This is a genomic window from bacterium (assembly GCA_031082185.1).
In the GTDB taxonomy this organism is placed as follows: domain Bacteria; phylum Sysuimicrobiota; class Sysuimicrobiia; order Sysuimicrobiales; family Humicultoraceae; genus VGFA01.
The window spans coordinates 43,738-60,641 of the sequence record JAVHLI010000012.1 but is presented as its reverse complement, the minus strand read 5'-3'; the positions used below and the strand labels follow the sequence as shown (position 1 = coordinate 60,641).

General features: G+C 67.5%; 15 protein-coding genes. All 15 read right to left on the bottom strand.

The annotated features are described in order from the left end of the window. Nucleotides 1–1,536 carry a methylmalonyl-CoA mutase family protein gene (locus RDU83_11235; protein ID MDQ7841583.1) on the bottom strand — a complete coding sequence of 512 codons (1,536 nt, stop codon included), beginning with the start codon at nt 1,534–1,536 and terminating at the stop codon, nt 1–3. Continuing rightward, the gene (locus RDU83_11230; protein MDQ7841582.1) at nt 1,533–2,027 is read right to left on the bottom strand and encodes a biotin/lipoyl-containing protein; all 495 of its coding nucleotides are present in this window, start codon (nt 2,025–2,027) and stop codon (nt 1,533–1,535) included. Before RDU83_11230 ends, RDU83_11235 begins: the two co-directional genes overlap by 4 nt. After that, nucleotides 2,024–3,514 (bottom strand): biotin carboxylase N-terminal domain-containing protein, encoded by a 1,491-nt coding sequence (locus tag RDU83_11225; protein MDQ7841581.1) that lies wholly within the window; start codon nt 3,512–3,514, stop codon nt 2,024–2,026. Before RDU83_11225 ends, RDU83_11230 begins: the two co-directional genes overlap by 4 nt. An 8-nt stretch (nt 3,515–3,522) precedes the next feature. Further along, the gene (locus RDU83_11220) at nt 3,523–3,996 is read right to left on the bottom strand and encodes a GNAT family N-acetyltransferase (GenBank protein ID MDQ7841580.1); all 474 of its coding nucleotides are present in this window, start codon (nt 3,994–3,996) and stop codon (nt 3,523–3,525) included. Nucleotides 3,997–4,073: 77 nt separating this feature from the next. Then, the gene (locus tag RDU83_11215) at nt 4,074–5,567 is read right to left on the bottom strand and encodes a carboxyl transferase domain-containing protein (protein ID MDQ7841579.1); all 1,494 of its coding nucleotides are present in this window, start codon (nt 5,565–5,567) and stop codon (nt 4,074–4,076) included. 60 nt (nt 5,568–5,627) lie between these two features. Further along, nucleotides 5,628–6,725 carry a hypothetical protein gene (locus RDU83_11210; GenBank protein ID MDQ7841578.1) on the bottom strand — a complete coding sequence of 366 codons (1,098 nt, stop codon included), beginning with the start codon at nt 6,723–6,725 and terminating at the stop codon, nt 5,628–5,630. 90 nt (nt 6,726–6,815) lie between these two features. Further along, the gene (locus RDU83_11205) at nt 6,816–7,325 is read right to left on the bottom strand and encodes a GerMN domain-containing protein (protein MDQ7841577.1); all 510 of its coding nucleotides are present in this window, start codon (nt 7,323–7,325) and stop codon (nt 6,816–6,818) included. A 31-nt stretch (nt 7,326–7,356) separates the two neighbouring features. Next, nucleotides 7,357–9,372, bottom strand: coding sequence for an NAD-dependent DNA ligase LigA (gene ligA / locus RDU83_11200; protein MDQ7841576.1), 2,016 nt, complete (start codon nt 9,370–9,372; stop codon nt 7,357–7,359). 86 nt (nt 9,373–9,458) lie between these two features. Then, a complete protein-coding gene (locus RDU83_11195; protein ID MDQ7841575.1) occupies nt 9,459–10,172 on the bottom strand; it encodes a creatininase family protein in 714 nt (237 codons plus the stop codon). Between the two features lie 47 nt (nt 10,173–10,219). Further along, nucleotides 10,220–11,515 carry an amidohydrolase family protein gene (locus RDU83_11190; protein MDQ7841574.1) on the bottom strand — a complete coding sequence of 432 codons (1,296 nt, stop codon included), beginning with the start codon at nt 11,513–11,515 and terminating at the stop codon, nt 10,220–10,222. Nucleotides 11,516–11,527: 12 nt separating this feature from the next. Then, nucleotides 11,528–12,355, bottom strand: a complete 828-nt coding sequence (locus tag RDU83_11185) for a carbohydrate ABC transporter permease (protein MDQ7841573.1) — start codon at nt 12,353–12,355, stop codon at nt 11,528–11,530. Nucleotides 12,356–12,357: 2 nt separating this feature from the next. Beyond that, on the bottom strand, nt 12,358–13,317 hold the full coding sequence (locus RDU83_11180) for a sugar ABC transporter permease (protein ID MDQ7841572.1): 960 nt from the start codon (nt 13,315–13,317) through the stop codon (nt 12,358–12,360). Further along, on the bottom strand, nt 13,307–14,566 hold the full coding sequence (locus RDU83_11175; protein ID MDQ7841571.1) for an extracellular solute-binding protein: 1,260 nt from the start codon (nt 14,564–14,566) through the stop codon (nt 13,307–13,309). The genes RDU83_11180 and RDU83_11175 overlap by 11 nt, the downstream gene beginning before the upstream one ends. A gap of 70 nt (nt 14,567–14,636) precedes the next feature. Then, nucleotides 14,637–15,425 carry an SDR family NAD(P)-dependent oxidoreductase gene (locus RDU83_11170; protein MDQ7841570.1) on the bottom strand — a complete coding sequence of 263 codons (789 nt, stop codon included), beginning with the start codon at nt 15,423–15,425 and terminating at the stop codon, nt 14,637–14,639. Then, nucleotides 15,415–16,902, bottom strand: a complete 1,488-nt coding sequence (locus RDU83_11165) for an FGGY family carbohydrate kinase (GenBank protein ID MDQ7841569.1) — start codon at nt 16,900–16,902, stop codon at nt 15,415–15,417. Before RDU83_11165 ends, RDU83_11170 begins: the two co-directional genes overlap by 11 nt. Nucleotides 16,903–16,904: the final 2 nt, after the last annotated feature.

Here is a 16,904-nt window from a genome sequence, read left to right as displayed (position 1 = left end):
TCACACCACTACCGGCGGCCGGTAGGTCCCGAACACCGCCCGCAGGACGTCGCAGATCTCGCCGACGGTGGCGTACGCCCGCACCGCCTCCAGGATGGGCTGCATCAGGTTCCCGGAGCCGCGTGCTTCGTCGCGCAGGCGCTCCAGCGCAAGGGCGGCAGCGGTGCCGTCGCGCCCCGCGCGCACCTCGTTCAGGCGCGCGAGCTGGCGCGCCGCGGTCTCCGGATCCAGGCGCTGGAGTTCCTTTTTGACCGGACTCTCGGACTGGTACCGGTTCACGCCCACGACGATCTTGTCCCCACGCTCGATCGCCTGAGCCTCCCGGTAGGCGCTCTCCGCGATCTCGCGCTGAATCAGCCCATTCTGTATCGCGCGCAGCACCCCGCCGGTGGCCTCGATCTGCGAGATCTGCGCTAGGGCCTGTTCCTCGATCTCATCGGTCAGGTGCTCCACGGCGAATGAGCCGCCGAGCGGATCCACGGTGGAGGCGACCCCGCTCTCGTGCGCAATGATCTGCTGTGTGCGTAGGGCCAGCAGGACCGACTCCTCGCTGGGCAGCGCCAGCGCCTCGTCGCGCGAGTTGGTGTGCAGCGACTGGGTGCCCCCCAGCACCGCTGCCAGGGCCTGGATCGCGACCCGCACCACGTTGTTGTCGGGCTGCTGCGCGGTCAGCGCCGCGCCGGCGGTCTGGGTGTGAAACCGCAGCATCATCGAGCGCGGGTTCTGCGGCTGGAAGCGGTCGCGTACCAGACGCGCCCACAGCCGCCGCGCCGCCCTGAACTTCGCCACCTCTTCCAGCAGCGCCATCTGGGCCGCGAAGAAGAACGAGAATGAGGGCGCGACCTGGTCCACACCCAGGCCGGCGTCTACCGCCGCCTGCAGGTAGGTCAGGCCGTTGGCCAGCGTGAACGCCACCTCCTGCACCGCGGTGGCACCGGCCTCGCGAATGTGATAGCCGCTGATGCTGATCGGGTTCCAGCGTGGCAGGTGCCGCGCGCAGAAAGCCATGGAGTCGGTCACCAGGCGCAGCGACGGCGCGGGTGGAAAGATGTAGGTTCCCCGCGCGATGTACTCCTTGAGGATGTCGTTCTGGGTGGTGCCGTCCACGCTGCCGGAGGGCACTCCCTGCCGCTCGGCCACCGACACGTACATCGCCAGCAGGATCGTCGCCGTGGCGTTGATCGTCATCGAGGTAGAGACGCGGTCCAGCGGGATCTCCTGGAACAGGGCCTCCATGTCGGCGAGCGAGTCAACGGCTACGCCAACCCGGCCGATCTCCGGGAGCGCCAGCGTGTGGTCCGAGTCATAGCCCATCTGCGTGGGCAGATCGAAGGCGACCGACAAACCGGTCTGTCCCTGATCCAGCAGGTACCGGAAACGGCGGTTGGTCTGCTCCGCGGTGCCGTAGCCCGCGTACTGGCGCATCGTCCAGAGCCGGCTTCGGTACATCGTCGGGTGGATGCCGCGGGTGTATGGGAAGGCGCCGGGCTCGCCCAGCTCGGCGCTGGAGTCGGGGCGCGGCTTCCCATCGTTCATGGGAGCGCCTCCTCGCCTGCCCCGGATGCCGGTACCCGGACCAGGACCAGCACCTGCCCCCCGGCCACCTCCTGGCCCGGCCGCACGCGTATCTCCTCGATGCTTCCGGCCGTCGGAGATGCCACCTCCATCTGCATCTTCATCGCCTCCACGACGGCAACCGCGCCTCCGGCCCGCACCGGATCGCCGATTGCCACCGGAACGCTGACAACAAGCCCGGGCATGGGCGTGCGCACCTCGACGCGGTCCGCGCCGTTCTGCGCCGATGCGCGGCGTGAAGATACTGGAAGTGACCGACGAACGCCCACCTCGACCCGGTCGGCGCCGATCGTGACAAAAAGCCGTCCCTCCTGCTCCACTACGCGCACGGGCGCGGCCCGTCCTCCGACGATGAGCCTCCAGCATTCGGTGCCTGCCAGCGGCTCCAGAAGGATCTCATCCCCGGCTTCCACTGCCTGCCGCTGCCCCCGCACCCTGATCTCGAACGTCACCGGAGGCCCTCTTCCCTCGCCGCGGCAATCCACCTGGACGCGGGGCCGGCGGCGGGGCCGTCAGATACAAGCACGGATGCCGCTGCCTTCCGCCGCAACCAGGCATCCGCTGCTGCCGCGGCCAGACGCTCTGCTTCCTGCGAGGGGGTGGCGCCGTCCCACTCCTCGGCGAACCGCACGTCGTAGGCCCCCCCCAGGAAGGTCGGCTGCTCCAGCGCCCACCGATGAAACGGGATCGTCGTGTCCACGCCCGAGATGGCGTACTCGGCGAGCGCGCGCCGCATCCGGGCGATCGCCTCGGCGCGATCGCGGCCCCAGACCACTACCTTCGACAGCAGGGGATCGTAGTGCCGGGACACCGTGCACCCGGCCCGGAACCCGCTGTCCACACGGATGCCCGGGCCCTGGGGTTCGATCACGCCGTCAATCCGCCCCAGCGAGGGTAGAAATCCGCCGTGAGGGTCCTCGGCGCTGATGCGGCACTCGATGGCCCACCCGGCGTGGCGCACCTCTTCCTGCGCGAACGGAATGGGCTCTCCTCCGGCTATGGCAAGCTGGGCGGCCACGATGTCCACTCCCGTGACCATCTCGGTCACCGGATGTTCCACCTGAAGGCGGGCGTTGACCTCGATGAAAAAGAACGCCTCACCGTCCAGGAGGAACTCCACGGTACCGGCGTTGCGGTAGCCCAACGCGCGCGCCACGCGGACCGCCGACTCCAGCAGCGCGTCGCGCAGATCGGGAGAGAGGCCCGGGGCCGGAGCCTCTTCGATCAGTTTCTGGTGGCGGCGCTGCACCGAGCAGGCGCGCTCGCCCAGATGGATCACGCCTCCGGCGGAGTCCGCCAGGATCTGCACCTCGACGTGCCGCGGCCGCTCCACCCATCTCTCGAGATAGACCCGAGGATCCCCGAAGGCGGTCTGCGCCTCACCCCTGGCCAGCCGCAGGGCGCTGGGCAGCGCGTCCGGCGAGCGCACAAGGTGAATACCCTTGCCACCGCCGCCGCCGGCAGCCTTGATCAGCAGCGGAAAGCCAACTGCCTCGGCCACGCTCGGGGCCTCGGCGTCGCTCACCGATCCTGATCCCGGTAGCACCGGGACTCCCGCCGATGTCGCGGCCGCCCGGGTCGCGGCCTTGTCCCCGCACATCTGCAACACCGAGGCAGGCGGGCCGACAAACGCGATGCCTGCCGCCTCGCACGCCGCGGCGAAGGACGGGTTCTCGGAGAGGAACCCGTACCCGGGGTGGATGGCGGTGGCGCCGCACCCCCGCGCGAGTTCCACCATCTTTGGGCCGTTCAGGTAACCCTCGGCCGGCGAGTCGCCAGGCAACGGCAGGGCATCGTCGGCCAGGCGGACGTGGGGGGCGCCCGCGTCCACGGGCGCATAGACGGCCACCGGTTCGACCCCAAGGTCGCGGCAGGCGCGCACAATGCGCACGGCTATCTCACCGCGGTTGGCGACCAGCAGGCGGCGGGGCAGTGGCATCTGGGCGGTCAGTCGTCCTCGTCGGGCTCGCGAGGCCGGTCCGGGCGGTACGCGAGGGAGTAACGCGCGATCTGAAACCCCATGGCCTCCCAGAACCGAAGGCCCCTGAGGTTGCCGGCGATCACCCCTGACTGGATCTCGTCCACGCCTTCGGACTTCAGCCACTCGATGACGGTCTCGGCCAGGCGCCGGCCCAGTCCTTCGCGGCGGTACTGCGGATAGATGAAGAACTCGCCGATCTGGGCCTGGGTGCGCAAGCGGTCGGCCCACTGTTTGCCCGTCGCGACAACGACAAACCCGACCTTGCGGCCGCCGTCAACCGCCCACCAGACGTGACGGCGCTTGTTCACAGAGGAAAACAGCGCCTTGAGGTACTTGTTCAACCACACGTCGGTAGGCGCCTCACCGGTTATCTCCTCCCGGTATCGGCTCAGCCATTCGCGGAAGCGGGCATCACCCGCCTGAACAGGATGCAGCTTCATGTGGCGTCGGCGGTTCCAGGGACTCCAACAGGGACTCTATGGGGGGATTCCGCCTGCGGTTCTGGGATTCCTCCGGCCTATAGGGGCATGTTGCCGTGCTTGCGCCTGGGGTTTGTGGCGCGCTTGCGTCGCAGCAGCTCGAGCGAGACGATCAGACGGCGGCGCGTCTCTCGCGGCTCGATCACGTCGTCAACGTACCCGCGGCCGGCCGCCACGTAGGGTGTTGCGAAGCGCGCGCGGTAGTCGGCGACGAGCTCGCGCCGGCGCGCCTCAGGGTCGGCGGCTTCGGCCAGTTCCTTCCTGAACACGATGTCAATGGCGCCTTCTGGACCCATCACCGCGATCTCGGCCGTCGGCCAAGCCAGGTTGAGGTCGCCCCGGATGTGGGTGCTGGACATGACGTCGTAGGCCCCGCCGTATGCCTTGCGCGTGATCACCGTGAGCTTGGGCACCGTGGCCTCGCAGTAGGCGTACAGCAACTTGGCGCCGTGCCTGATGATGCCGCCGTGCTCCTGGGCCGTGCCCGGCAGGAAGCCCGGCACGTCCACGAAGGTGAGCAGGGGGATGTTGAAGGCGTCGCAGAACCGCACGAACCGCGCGCCCTTGACCGAGGCGTCTATGTCGAGCGCGCCGGCCATGACCGCGGGCTGTTGGGCCACCACGCCCACGGGCCAGCCGTGCAGCCGGGAGAAGCCCACGATGAGGTTGCGCGCGAACGCGGCGTGGACCTCCAGGAACTCCCCATCGTCCACGATGCGTTGGATCGCCACGTGCATGTCGTAGGGCCGGGATGGGTCCTCGGGTACCAAATCGTCTAGCGCCGGATCAGCGCGGGAGGGGTCGTCGGTAGGACTCCGCCGGGGCGGGTCGTCCAGGTTGTTGGAGGGAAGGTAGCTCATCAGGCGCCGCAGGAGGAGCAGACACTCCTCGTCATCCTCGGCGACGAAGTGGGCGATGCCGCTCCGGCCCGCGTGCACGTCTGCGCCGCCCAGCTCCTCGAACGAGACCTCTTCACGTGTGACCGTTCTTACCACCTGGGGGCCGGTTACGAACATGTACGAGGTGCCCCGAACCATTACGGTGAAGTCGGTGATTGCCGGCGAGTACACAGCGCCCCCGGCGCACGGACCCATGATCGCCGAGATCTGCGGTATCACGCCGCTGGCCAGGGTGTTGCGCAGGAAGATGTCGGCGTACCCGCCGAGACTGACCACGCCCTCCTGGATACGCGCGCCGCCGGAATCGTTGAGCCCGATGACCGGCGTGCCGGTCCGGATAGCCAGGTCCATGACCTTGCAGATCTTCGCGGCGTGTCCCTCGCCCAGCGAGCCACCCAGCACGGTGAAGTCCTGCGAGAAGACGTGCACCGGCCGGCCGTCAATGGCGCCGTGACCGGTAACAACGCCGTCGGCCGGGGTTTCCACGCGGTCCAGCCCGAAGTCACGGCTGCGGGCCACGACAAATGGGTCCAGCTCTACGAACGATCCGGGATCCAGCAAGAGGTCGAGCCGCTCACGCGCGGTGAGCTTGCCTGCCTCGTGCTGGCGCCGCACGCGCTCCGGCCCCCCCATGGCCAGGAGCCGCTCACGGCGGCGACGCAACTCCTCCAGGCGGTCGGACGGCACGAACTGCTACGAAGGCGTCCCGGATTCAGGCGGCAGCGGGCCGTAGGGCCGGATGGCGATGATCCCGTGCTTGAAGACCAGCTCCTGAACCCCGTTGACCTCAACGAGAAGGCTGTACGTCCCGAACTCCTTGACCACTCCGGTGGGTATCTCGTATCCGTCGCGACACCGGATGTGAACCGGAGCACCGGTGGCTACCAGCCGGCGGTAGAAAGCGTCCTCCACCGAGGCGCGCGGCGCCGACTTGGCTGCGGACTGGGCATCACCGCGGATCTCATCATGCGTCACGATCGCAGCACCTCCCTCACGTTCCGGACGAATGTCGGCCAGTTTCTGGTCGTGGTCATGCGCCGGCTCGGTCACTCCCGCCGGCTCCCCGTCCCGGCGGATCAGCCGCTCGTAGTGCTGCCGCAGCCCCTCGATCTGATACCTGCGGTCCGGCCGGACCCCTCCTGCCCTTTCCACAGGCCGGACCGGCTTGCGGACGGCATCGAGTACTGCGCCCACCACCGCCTCGGTCTCGCTCGTGGACACCACCGCGGCGCCCACATGGAGCAAACTGGCACGCTCCGAGGCCATGCTGATCGCGGCCAGGGCGACCGTCGCGCCGGCGAATGGCATAAGGGTCAGGCCCTCCAGCGAGGGCTTGCTGCCTGACCTCTGGGCCAGTGGGCGTAGCGCCTCGATCGCGGCCGCCGCAACCGTGCGCAGGCGGTGTGCCTGGCCGGGCGGCGCCTGGGCGGCACCGATCAGGGTCTTGGACACGCCGTCGCGCTCGTAGCGCAGCTCGACCTGGGCCCGCGTGAGCGTCTCCGTTATCGTCTCTTCGAGGCGCACCAGGCGGCATTCGGGGAGGTTCTCCAACTCAGGCGTAAGCTCGAAGTGGGCGATCTGAATTCGCCACCCGTCCACCGGCAGGTTGAACTGGCTCATCAACGCCGAGGTTATGGCGCGGCGAATCGCCCCGTCGTCGCGGGCGGATTCGGTGGTCACATAGATCCGCTCTATCTCGCCCGCCTCGTTGGCCACGACGCGCGTGGCGGCAACGGCATCGAGCCGTTCCAGGAAGGTCTCTATCTCTTCGGCGAAGACCTCGCGAGGCACCCGGCAGCTCCGTTGTTGAAGGATATAGGCAGACGACTCTTCTGCGGCCCTGAAGCGCACTCCTGCCCGCGGGTCCGCCGGCGAAAGGCCTTAGAACCTTGGATAGGTCGGCGGCCTGGTGATGGGACGGTCTATAATCAGGCCTTCCCCACCCAGGGTTTGGCGTTCCTCACCCTCGATGATCAGCCGCACCTGCCGCGCGGCCGGAAGTACCGTGCCCGTGTAGACGATCTGCCAGAGCCGCCCCTGCATGCTGGATGATCCGCCACCTGAACCAACGGCCTCCGAAAGATCAACCGTGACAACGCCTTCACGGACGGAAAGGCCCCGAAGCCGCGTCCCGGCAGGGATCTCGGTCGTCAACCCCTTTGCACGTTCCTGCGCCGTCGGGCCGGCCAGCAGCGCATCAAACGCTCCGCGGAGCAACGCCTCTGCCCTGCGGCCTTGCACCGTGCGTTGGACCGGGACCACCGTACCTGCACCGTCGGCCGCCCCCACGAAGAAGACGGTGACGCGTGTCTCCTGTGGCCGAAGCTGCGTCCACCACAGGAGCGCCGCCGCAACCGCCAGAACCACGATCCAGATCAAGATCCGCCTCATGCTTCACCACCGCTCGTGCTGCGCTCGCCGTTCATGCTTCACCTATCAGCCGGGCGAACTCGCCCTCGGTCAGCACCTTCACGCCCAGGCGCCGTGCCTGCTCGATCTTGGAGCCGGGCGATGCTCCGACCACCAGGTACGCGGTCTTCTTCGTCACGCCGTCGGTCACCACCCCCCCGGCGGCCCGCGCCAGGGCCTCTGCTTCGCCGCGCGTCCACCGGTCCAGCGTGCCGGTGAAGACAATCTGCGCACCGCCCAGCGGCCCGCCGCGCACCTGGACCCGCGCCGCGCCGGAGGCGGGCCTGACCCCGGCCGCGAGCAGCCGCAGGGCAAGACGGCGGGTGGCGGGCTGTTCGAAGAAGTCAACGACGCTGGCGGCTATCGTTGGGCCAATTCCGGGAACCTCGCGCACCTCCTCAACCGAGGCGTCCATCAGGGCCTCTGGTGTGGGAAAGTGGGCGGCCAGCACATCGGCAACGTGAGATCCGACGTGCCGTATGCCCAGGGCGAACAGGAAGCGGGCGAGGGTGGTCTCGCGGCTGCGGGCGATCGCGTCCAGCACGTTCTGGGCCGACCGATCGGCCATGCGGTCCAGCGAGAGGAGCTGCTCCTTCGTCAGGTGGTAGAGGTCGGCGGGATCGCGGATCAGGCCGGCCTCCAGCATCTGGGCCAGCAGACTACCGCCCACGCCCTCGATGTTCATCGCGTCGCGCGACCCAAAATGGTACAACCGCTCCAAGACCTGCGCCGGGCACGATGGGTTTGAGCAGCGTGCCACTGCTTCGCCATCGCGACGCTCAACCGGGGTCTGGCAAACAGGGCAGCGCCCCGGCATCGTAAACGGACGCTCCTCTCCACTCCGCCGCTCGGGCAGCGGCGCCACCACCTCCGGGATCACCTCGCCAGCGCGCTGCACGATCACCCAGTCGCCTATGCGTATGTCCTTGCGTGCGATCTCGTCCTCGTTGTGCAGCGTGGCGCTGCTGACCGTGACGCCGGAGACGCGCACCGGCTCCAGCACCGCGGCCGGTGTTAGGGCGCCGGTACGGCCCACGTTTATCGTGATGTCGAGCAGCCGCGTGATTGCCTGCTCCGCCGGGAACTTGTAGGCCAAGGCCCAGCGCGGGGCCGCCGTGGTCGCCCCAAGCTCGGCCTGCTGTGCCAGATCGTCCACCTTGACCACCACGCCGTCGGTCCCGTGATCCAGCGTAGCCCGGCGCTCCGTCCAGGTCCTCAGGTACTCCTTGACCTCATCGAGCGTGCTGCACCTCTTCGCGTGGGGGTCGGTGCGGAAGCCCGCCTCGCGCAGCCACCGGAGGGTCTCCCAGTGCGTGCGCAGTTCCAACCCGTCGGTGAACCCCACGCCGTATGCGAAGATCTGGAGCGGACGGCCGGCGGTAATCTGGGGGTCGAGCTGCCGGAGCGAGCCGGCCGCGGCGTTGCGCGGGTTGGCGAAGCGCTGCTCGCCACCGGCCTCGCGCTGGGCGTTGGCCGCCTCGAAGGCCGCGCGCGGGAGATAGACCTCGCCGCGCACCTCTATCAATGCGGGCGGCTTGGTGGTGCGCAGGCGCAGGGGGATGCTGGGAATGGTACGCAGGTTGGGGGTAACGTCCTCTCCCTGCTCTCCGTCACCCCGGGTCGCTCCGGTGACGAGCCGCCCGTCCTGGTAGACAAGCGAAACTGCGGCCCCGTCAATCTTGAGTTCGCAGACATAGTGGACCGAAACCTCGCCTAAGGCGGTCCGGACCCGCCTATCCCAGGCGTCCAGCTCCGCCTCCTCAAAGGCGTTGGCCAGACTGAGCATCGGCGCCCGGTGCCGGACCGCGGCAAACGCATCGGACGGCGGCGCGCCCACGCGCTGCGTGGGTGAGTCCGGCGTGATGAGATCCGGGTAGCGTTCTTCTAGATCGCGGAGCTCGCGGACCAGCCGATCATACGCCGCGTCCGAGATCGTCGGGGCATCGAGGACGTGGTACCGATAGTTATGCTCGGCTATCTCTTTGCGCAGCTTCTCGACGCGCCGCCGCGCCTCGCTCGGGATGACCATCCCGGCCGCCTCCGGCCATCGCGGGAATGATGGACGCCTTTCTGGATTCGTCGAACGGGGTGGCCGGCCCCTGCCGTAGGAGGACGCTATCCCGGCCTGAAGGCGTGAATCGCCCGGATCTCCTGGGCCAACCGCGCGGCCAGGGATTCGAGGATCTGCCGGCCTTTCGCCGCGCTTGCGGCCCTGGCGTCTCCCACCACGCCGCTGGCAGTCAGGTCGCGCGATGACCAGGCAAATGGAATCCCGCCGTCTGGAAATCCCTCCATCAACGCGGCTGGGGGATGCTCCGTGACCGCGGCGTCAGTGCGCACGGCCTCGGGCATGATGGCCAGCATCAGGCTCGTCTCATCGTCGCCGGCGTGGAGATCGAGCCCGCTGCGGGCGGGCGTTCCCCAGATGAAGAACGGGAAGACCCACATCTCCGGATGCCGCACGTGGATGTCCCGCGCGGCAATCTCGACGATCTGCCTGTTGCCGCCGTGCGCGTTGAGCAGGGCGAGCCGGCGGAATCCCGCGCGGTGTATGCTTGCGGCCGTATCCATAAGCACGTCCAGCAACGTACCGGCTTCCAGGGATATCGTTCCGGCGAAGTCGAGGTGCTCGTTGGACTTCCCGTAGTACAGAGGGGGCAGCACGAGCGCCGGCACCGAATGGTCCAGGCGTTCCAAGGCCCCGGTGAGCACCGCGGACCCGATAGTCGAGTCCACAAGCAACGGGAGGTGCGGCCCGTGCTGCTCGGTCGAACCGATCGGTTGGATGAGCACCGCGTCGGCCTTGTCGGGCATGTCCCTGACCTCCATCCATGTCAGGAGGGCGAAGGACCGCTGGCGCGGTATGGACCCGGCGTTCACTCTCGGATCAACTCAATGTGTCGCTGCCGTGTGGTGCTCGCGACGATTCGGCCGCGGGCGATCACGTAGTTGCGATCGGCCTGCATCTGGAGAACATCGTGCAGGTTACTGCCGTCAAAGATGAGCAGGTTGGCCTCGGCGCCGACCTCGAGCCCGTACCCGGACATCCCCAGGGTTCTCGCACCGTTCCGCGTGACGATGTCGAAGGCGACCTCAAATCCCTGGGGGGTGGCCAGGTGCGCCAGGTGGACCATGAAGTTCATGGAGTCCAGCAGATCCGCGCGGCCCAAAGGATAGTAGAAGTTGTCCAGGTCGTCCTGCCCTGAGCAGACGTTTACGCCGGCGGCCATCAGCTCGTTCACTCTCGTGAGGGTCCCGAGTGCGTTGACGTTCGGGTTCGCGACGATGTTGATACGGGCCTGCCTGACCAGGTTGATGACCCTGGCGGCGTGCGCGTCCGGGTATACGCGCAGGGCGCCGTTGTGGCCCGAGGAAACCCGGCCGTGGTACTCCTCGCGGATCGTCTTCGCGGCCAGCATCTCCAGCGTACGGAAGTTGGGGTTCGGCGCGTCGTCGCACAGCATGTGCACGTCGCGGTCGTAGCGTTTCGCCAAGTCAAAGCAGTAGTCAATGTGACGCCGGGCTCCCTCGTCGTCCAGCTCGATGAAGGGGATACCGCCGACCACATCGGCACCCATATCCATCGCCTGTCGCATCAGGTCGAACGCCGCCGGATTGGTCAGCAGGCCCTCCTGGGGAAAGGCGCACACCTGGAGCGTCATGGTGCGCCCAAACCGTTCCCGCGCCAGCAGTACGCCTTCCAGCGCGCGCAGGCCTGCGAACGAGTCCACATCCACGAACATGCGCATTGCCAGCGTCCCGTGGGCGAGGGCGAGCTCGAGCGCGCGGCCGACCCTCTCGGCGACCTCGGTGGGCGTGTACTGCCGCTTGAAGGCCCATGTGTGCTCGATGGGCACCACGTTGCTGTGGAGCAGCTCGTACTCCTGCATGCCCGACCTGACCTCGCCCTCGAACAGCTCGCCCGGCCCGCTCAGCGGTTTGAGGGGGTAGTCGTACCGTCCCACGGCCTCGCCGAAGAAAGACTTGTCTATGTGGAAGTGGCAGTCCACGAACGGCTCGGTCACCAGGCGGCCCGCGGCGTCAATCTCCGCTGCCCCCTCGGAGGGAAGGCGCGTCTCAACGGCCGCGATCCTGCCGCCCGTGATGCCGATGTCGGTCAGGCCGCCGCGTTGGCGCAACTGGGCGCGGCGGATAATCAGGTCAAAGGTCATGTCGGATCCCTCCTACTCGCGGACCGCGCCCAGGGTAAGCCCTCGGACATAGTACGGCTGCAGGATATATCCCAGCAACAGCACGGGCAATATGGTAATCATCCCGATGGCGGCCATGTTGTTCCAGCCGATCTCGTAGGTGCTCATCGTCTCCAGTATTCCCAGGGTCAGCGTCCGCGTGGTGCGCCCCGACAGTAGCATCGGAAGGAGGAAGTCGTTCCAGGAGAAGGTGAAAGTGAAAATCGCCGCGGTAGCTAACCCCGGTACGGCAAGTGGCAGCGCCACGCGCCAGAACGCGCCGAACCTGGTGCAGCCGTCGGTCATCGCCGCCAGCTCCAGGTCGGCCGGTAGCGACAGGAAGTAGCCGCGCATCATCCAGGTCACGAACGTGGTGTTGAAGACGCTCTGCAGCAGAATCACCGCCAGGTACGTCCCCAGCAGGCGCATGTCCCGCATGACCAAGTAGAACGGGATCAACAGCGCCACCGGCGGCGCCATGCGGATCGCCAGCATCAGGAGCGCGGAGTTCCCGGCGGCGCGCGATGCGGTGCGGGCGAGCCCGTAGCCGGCGGGCACGCCGAGCACCAGTGACAGCGCCGTTGTCCCCAGTGCGATCGTCAGGCTGTTCTTCAAGTACGCTGCGACGGGCACCATGCTGAACACAGCGCGGAAGTTGTCCAGGATCGGACGGAAGATCCACACGGGTGGGATCGTGAACGCATCCCGTGCGGGCTTGAGCGAGGTCAACAGCAGCCACACGATCGGGAACAGGAAGAACCCCATGATCAGGGCAAGCAGCGTGTACGTGATCACGTCCGCCGCCCGTTGGTGTCGCCGCATCGTCACTGGGTAACCCCCAGTTGCCCGATGGCGCGGAAGTAGACGGCGGTAAACAGACCGATGAGCACCAGCAGTAGGTTGGACATCGCCGCCGCGTACCCCATGTCGAAAAACGTCAGGCCGGTCTTGAATATGTAGTGGTTCATCACCTCGGTGGCGTAGCCGGGCCCTCCGCCCGTGACGATATAAACCGAGTCGAAGAGCTTGAAGACGTCCATGGTCCGAATCAGCAGGGCCACAATGAGGATCGGGCGCAGCAGGGGCAGGGCCACGCACCAGAACTGCTGCCACCCCGAGGCCCCGTCGATCTGGGCCGCCTCAAAGAGATCGGCACTCTGGCTGCGCAGCCCGGCTAGAAGCATGAGGGCCACCAGCGGGGTCCACTGCCAGACGTCCACGATGACCAAAGCCACAAGCGCAGTGGACGGTTCGCCTATCGGACCGCGCCCGATGTTAACACCAAGCGCCTTGAGGTAGTAGGAGACAACCCCGTAGTCGGCGTTGTACAGCGCTCTCCAGACCAGCGCAACGACGATGGGCGTGAGGGTCAGCGGCGCCAGCAGGAACGTGCGGACCAGCGGGGTGCCGGGCCGGTCGCGGTTCAGCAGCACGGCGATGGCCAGGCCGAGCACCGTCTGGGCGCCCACGGCCAGGATCACGAACAACACCGAGTTCAAGGCGGCGACGCGGAAGGCCGGATCCGCGAACGCCTTCAGGTAGTTGGCGAGCCCGGTGAACGTCTGGGCCTGGGTCGGATCCGTCAGGCTGTAGTTGAAGAAGGAGATGTACAGAGAGTAGCCCAGAGGGTAGAAGGCAAAGCACAGCATGAACAGGAGGGCTGGGGCTGCCCAGGGGAGCAGCCCCAGCCGCTTCAGCCACTTCGCCACCGGGCGCGCGGCCGCTGCTGCCGAGCGATCCGCGGGTGCTCCGGTGTACTCGCCCACCTTGTTCTTACCGGCCAAACAGCGGCATCGCCGCGGCCTGAGCGGCGTCCAGAGCTGCCTTCGGGGACTTCTGGCCGGTGATGACCAGGTTCACCTCGAGGCCTAGGATATCCTGGATTCGAGGGTACTGCCGGATGCGCGGACGGAAGTCGCCGTCGGCGTTCTCGAAGGACTTGCCCACCATCGCAAACCACGGGAACTCGGCCAGGAGCGTGGGGTCCGACACCTCGCTGCGGCGGATGGGTTCACCGCCCAGGCGCACGAACTCCCGCCGCACACGCTGCGAGGTGATCCACTTGATAAACTCCCAGGCCGCCGGCTTGTTGGGGGAGTCGCGGTTGATGCCGATGCTCCATCCGCCCAGCGGGTAGCGCGTGGGAGCGCCCGCGGCTTGGGGCAGGGTGGTGATGTCGCTGATCGTGGCCACCCTGGACATCGCGGGATCGCGATGGGCGCGGACGCCGGTGGACCAGGCGATCTGCATCATGGCAACCCCGCTGCGGAAAGCCAGCTCGCGGTCGCCCCAGGCGTAGCTGGTGGCTCCCGGAGGCGCGTACTTGAACATGTCTGCAAAGAATGTGAGGGCGCGCACGTTGGCAGGGGTGTTGAGGGCGGGCATTCCGTCCTTGTCCAGAATGCTTCCGCCATGTATCAACATATGGTACATCCAGTCCTGCGCACACGGAGCCCCCCGGGCGCCGTTCATGACGATGCCATAGCGCCCGTCGCCGGTGAGCTTCTGGATGGCCGTGGCGAACTCGGGCACGCTCCGCGGCGGCTTGATGCCCATGTCGGTGAGGACCTTCTTGTTGTAGGCGAGCACGCCCGCGTAGGCGGCGAGGGGAAAGGCGTACTGCTTGCCCTGCCAGCCGCCCAGCTTCCACACCGCCGGGAAGATATCATCGTAGGCGATCGCGGCGCGGTCGCGCTGGATCATGGGGGTAAGGTCCACCAGGTAGCCGTTCTCCCCCCACTCCCCGGTCCAGACGATGTCCACCGTATAGAGGTCGGCTCCCCCGGTGCGGCCCACGAAATCCGCGATGGCCCGGGAGTACAGCTCGCCGTAGCTCTGGATCGTGACGTTCACCTTGATGCCCGTCTCCCGTTCGAACTCCGGCGCGAGCCGTGTGAGCGCGCCTGAGAAGCGGTCCGACATCGAGACGAGGTTCAGGGTTGACCTCGGCTGTGCCACGCTGCTCGACAGCGGCAGCAGCGCAACCACGAGGAAAACCACCAGGATGAGCCATGTTGCTCTCCATACCGTCATCCCTTGCACCTCCCATCGCGTGCGTTTGTTTTGTTCGCGTGCGACGTGCAGTCCGGGCGCGCGCCCGCTTTCAGGCGATCCATGCGCCCCCGTTCACCTCGATGGCTTCTCCGGTAATGAAATCGGCGTCGGGCCCACACAGGAATGCCACGACTCCGGCCACGTCCTCAGGGGTTTCCAGCCGCCCCAGGGGCGTGTCCTTCAGGTAGTCGCGGACCACCTCGTCGGGGGCGGTACCCCGCAGCCGCGCTTCCCAGGCCACCTCGCGATCCTGCATCGCGGTTCTGACGTAGCCGGGGTTGACCGCGTTCACGGTGATACGGTGGGGCGCCAGTTCCCGGGCCGCGGCCTGCATCAGACCCAGGGCGGCGAACTTGGAGGCCGAGTAGTGCGCCAACAATGGCGCAGCGCGCCGCGCGGCCATGGATGCCGTGAGCACGATCTTGCCGCGCAGTTCCCTGCCCGGAATCGGCCCCTGTCCCACCATCCGCCTTGCGAAGGTCTGCATGGTTAGGAACGCGCCCCTGACGTTGACGCCGAAGTTGAGGTCCCACTCCTCTTCGGTCAGATCCAGGAAGTGGTTCATGGTCGAGACTCCCGCGTTGACTATCAGCAGGTCGAGCCGGCCGGCAGTGGCGTAGACCTCCTCCGCGATGCGCTCCAGGTCGGACCGGCTTGTGACATCAAGGACACTGACTGTCGCATCGCCACCGGATGCGGTAATCTCCGCCCCTACGCGCCCGGCGCCCTCCGCGTCTACGTCCGTCACCCATACGCGCGCCCCCTCGCGGGCGAGCCGGAGGGCAATCGCCCGGCCTATGCCCGACGCGGCTCCTGTCACGAGTGCCTCAAGCCCCAACAACGTGCTCCCTCCTCAGCTTCGGGTAGAGGTCCTTCAACCTGCGATAGGTCTCTCGGTAGATTCCGTAGGTCTGCGCGTAAACGGGCACGCCGGCAGCGTCCGGCTGGGTTATCCCGGCGATCCTGACCTGATCCCTGACCCGCTGCCACGGCCACAGACCCGCGGCCACACCCGCCACGAAGGCCACGCCGTACGCACTGCCCGCGTGGCCGCCCTCCAGGTGACACACCTCCCTCCCCAGGACCGATGCGGTTATCTGGCGCCAAAGCGCGCTGCGCGCGCCGCCGTCCATGACGTAGAACCGCGCGACCGGGTGGCCCGCGGCCTCAAGCACCTCCACGTGATGACGGAACGCGAAGGCCACGCCCTCTAGAATTGCACGATAGATATGGGCAGGAGTGTGAGACAGCGTCAGCCCCAGCACCGTGCCGCGCGCCTCGGGATCGTGCAGGGGTGTCTTTTCGCCAAGGAAGTAGGGCAACAGCACGAGGCCGTCGCTCCCCGGCGGGATCCTCGACGCGGCCAGGTCGAGGTCGGCGTAGGTGGCACCGGCGTTGAACCTGTCCCTGAACCACTTCACCAGGCTCCCCGAGGTTGCCATGCAGCCGTTGATAACGAAGAGGCCCGGCAGGTCGTGGTAGTCTATGAACATCTCGCGCAGGGGTCGGAATCCGTCCACCGCGTAGAGGAAGTCCCCTGCGCCGCCGAACTTCAGAACCGCCTCGCCCTCGGCGGCCAGGCCTGCGGCCAGCGCCGCCGCGATGTGGTCGGCGCTGCCGGCCACGACCGGGGTTCCTGCCAGCAGGCCGGTCTCCTGCGCCGCGCGGCCGGTAACCTCTCCGACGATCTCGTGCGCGCGCCGGACGGGCGCGAGAGGCCCGGGCGGCAGGTCAACAAGATCGAGCACCGGCGCGAACCAGGTCTCCTCCAGCGCATCCCACATGCCCGATTCCAGCGCCCAGTTGGCTTCGGTGTAGATCGCTCCCGACAGCCGTTGCGTCAGGTGCTCGTAGCAACCGCAGATGCGGTGGGTCTTCCGCCAGGCCTCGGGCTCGTGCCGCCTGATCCACTGGAGCTTGGGCGGAATCACCTGTTGGTTCCACGTGGCGCCGGTACGCTTGAACAGATCGTCCTCGGGAAGACGCTCTTTGCAGAAGCGGATCTCGTCCACCGCGCGCGCGTCGTTCTGCTGGATGGAGCGCCGGATTGGATTCCCGTCCCCGTCGAGCAGAAGCAGCGCAGGCACCATACCAGAGATCCCAACGGCGCGCACGCCGGAGGGGTCCTGGTCGGCAAGGACCTGCCGTGTCGTAGCAACCAAACCCCGCCACCAGTCCTCGGGGTCTTCCTCCGCCCACCCGGGATGGAGGTTGACGAGATCGTGGGGATGCTCGGCCTCCGCCACGATCCGGGCGTGCTCATCCAGCAGGACCGCCTTGCACGCGGTCGTGCCGACGTCCACGCCCAGAGTCATCA